Source organism: Aeromicrobium sp. (assembly GCF_049587115.1).
GTDB lineage: Bacteria > Actinomycetota > Actinomycetes > Propionibacteriales > Nocardioidaceae > Aeromicrobium.
Genome location: NZ_JBAVDI010000067.1, coordinates 1 through 2,471, shown reverse-complemented (window position 1 = coordinate 2,471; position 2,471 = coordinate 1). Strand labels below are relative to the sequence as shown.

The 2,471-nt window shown below is 68.2% G+C and carries 2 protein-coding genes; both read left to right on the top strand.

All coding sequences use genetic code 11. The annotated features are described in order from the left end of the window. Window positions 1–1,363 (top strand): CpaF family protein (locus WB461_RS07050; RefSeq protein ID WP_423852020.1); only part of this gene is annotated, 1,363 nt, incomplete at its 5' end. A gap of 20 nt (window positions 1,364–1,383) precedes the next feature. Beyond that, the coding region (locus WB461_RS07045) for a vWA domain-containing protein (protein WP_423852019.1) at window positions 1,384–2,471 on the top strand (1,088 nt) is incomplete at its 3' end.

Genomic DNA, 2,471 nt, shown 5'->3' with positions numbered 1-2,471 from the left:
GTCGGCCGGCGGCTACACCAAGGCAGCCGCACCGCCGATGAAGACCACCGACCCGTCCTCGGCCAGACGCGCACTGGCCAGCCAACAGAACGACCGGATCGAAGAGCTCAAGTCGAGCGTCAACTCGGAGCTGCTCGCGCAGCTCGGCCCGCAGCTCTATGACGCCGAGATGGACCAGCAGCAGCTCGACCAACGGGTCCGCGTCGTCCTCGGCGAGGTGCTCTCCTCGCAGGACCGGCCGTTGAGCAGCAGCGACCGGGCTCGGGTCACCCAGGAGATCAGTGACGACATTCTCGGTTACGGCCCGATCGAGCCGTTCCTGCGCGACGTCGACGTCTCCGAGGTGATGGTCAACCGGCACGACAGCATCTGGTTGGAGAAGTCCGGCAAGCTGGTTCCGGTCGACGCCCAGTTCGCCGACGAGGCCCACCTGCGGCGCACGATCGACAAGATCGTGTCGCGCATCGGCCGTCGCGTTGACGAAGCGAGTCCGATGGTCGATGCCCGTCTGCCTGACGGGAGCCGGGTGAACGCCGTGGTGCCGCCGCTCGCGGTGGACGGTTCCGCGCTGACGATTCGCAAGTTCGCCGCCGACCCCTACACCTCGGTTGACCTGATCGACTTCGGCACGATGACCCCGCAGACGCTGGACTTCGTCGAGGCTTGCGTCCGCGGTCGCCTGAACGTGATCGTCTCCGGCAGCACCGGCGCTGGCAAGACCACCACGCTCAACGTGCTCTCGTCGTTCATCCCGGACGACGAACGCATCGTGACCATCGAGGACGCTGCTGAGCTGCAGCTCAAGCAGGCGCACGTGGTACGGCTCGAGTCACGCCCGGCCAACATCGAGGGCAAAGGCGCGGTGACCATTCGCGACCTGGTCAAGAACAGCCTGCGGATGCGTCCGGACCGCATCATCGTCGGCGAGGTACGCGACGCCTCCGCACTGGACATGCTCCAGGCGATGAACACCGGGCACGACGGCTCGATCTGCACCCTTCACTCCAACGGACCTCGCGACACCCTGGCGCGGATGGAGACGATGGTGCTGATGGCGGGCATGGACCTGCCGGTCCGCGCCATCCGCGAGCAGGTGGCCTCCGCGGTCGACATGATCGTGCATCAGACGCGCTTCAAGGACGGCAGCCGCCGCGTGACCCACATCAGCGAGGTCGAGCGGATGGAGGGTGACGTGATCACGCTCCAGGACATCTTCGTCTTCGACAGCACGGCCGGCTTCGACTCCCAGGGTCGCAATCTCGGCCGACTGCGTTCGACCGGCCTGCGCCCGAAGTTCCTCGACAAGCTTGCGAACGCCAACGTGACCGTCGATCCCCTGCTCTTCCACACGGACCGGATCTGATGGGCGCGCTGCGTCCCCTCGTGGCCGCGGCAGTGGTCGTGGGCGCCGTGCTGATGGGTGCCGGAGCGGCATCTGCTGCGGACGGGGCCATCGCACATGTCGAGCCGACAGCGGACGGCCTGCAGATCCTGGTCTCCGTGCCGCCCGATGCCGACGTCGATCTCGACGGGGTAGCCGTCACGATCGGCGGAGTCGACGCCGAGGCGGTTGCGGTGCCAGCCAACAGCTCGATGCTCGTCCAGCGCACCGCCGTGCTCGCGATCGACACCAGCCGGTCGATGCGCGGTCCGCGCTTCCGGGCGGCCAGGGAAGCCTCGCTCTCCTATATCGAGGCCCTCCCGGACGACGTCCTGCTGGGCATCGTGAGCTTTGCGGGAGACGTCACCAGCTCGCTCCTTCCTACGCAGGACCGCGACGCCGCCCGCACCGTGATTGCTGAGCTCACCCTGTCCCGGCAGACCCGCCTCTACGACGGGATCCTCGCGGCGGCGGCGATGGCCGGCGACCGGGGCCAGCGGACGTTGCTGGTGCTCTCCGACGGTGCCGACACCAGCGTCACGTCGGTCGATGAGGTCACGGATGCAGTTTCCGAGGCCGGCCTGCTGGTCGACGTGGTCGCCCTCGAGCAGAGCACCCCCGGGATGGCAGCCCTCAACCGCATCACCCGGGCGGGCACCGGGCGCGTGATCAGCGCCGACAGCGGTGCCCTCTCCGAGACGTTCTCGAGCGAGGCGGACGTGCTCGCCACCCAGGTCCTGGTCACCGCCCAGGTGCCCGAGACCGAGTCCGGCAAGCAAGGCACGATCGAGGTGACCCTTCCCTCGACGGACGGCGACCTCACGGCATCGGCGTTCACCACCATCCAGGGTGAGATCAGGCCGGTTGCCGTCGCGGACGACCGTAGTTGGTCGCCTCCCCACTGGCTGATGTACGCCGGTGTGGGCGCTGTCGGCTTGGGCTTGGTCGCTCTGCTGATGTTGTTGGTCCCGTCAGCTCCCGGCCCCGCAGGAGTCGTCGACCGGGTCGCGTCGTACACGCGGACCACCGGGGCGGGCGTGGAACACGCGACCAAGGCTGAGAGCGGCGAACCGTTGGCCCAGGCCAAGGA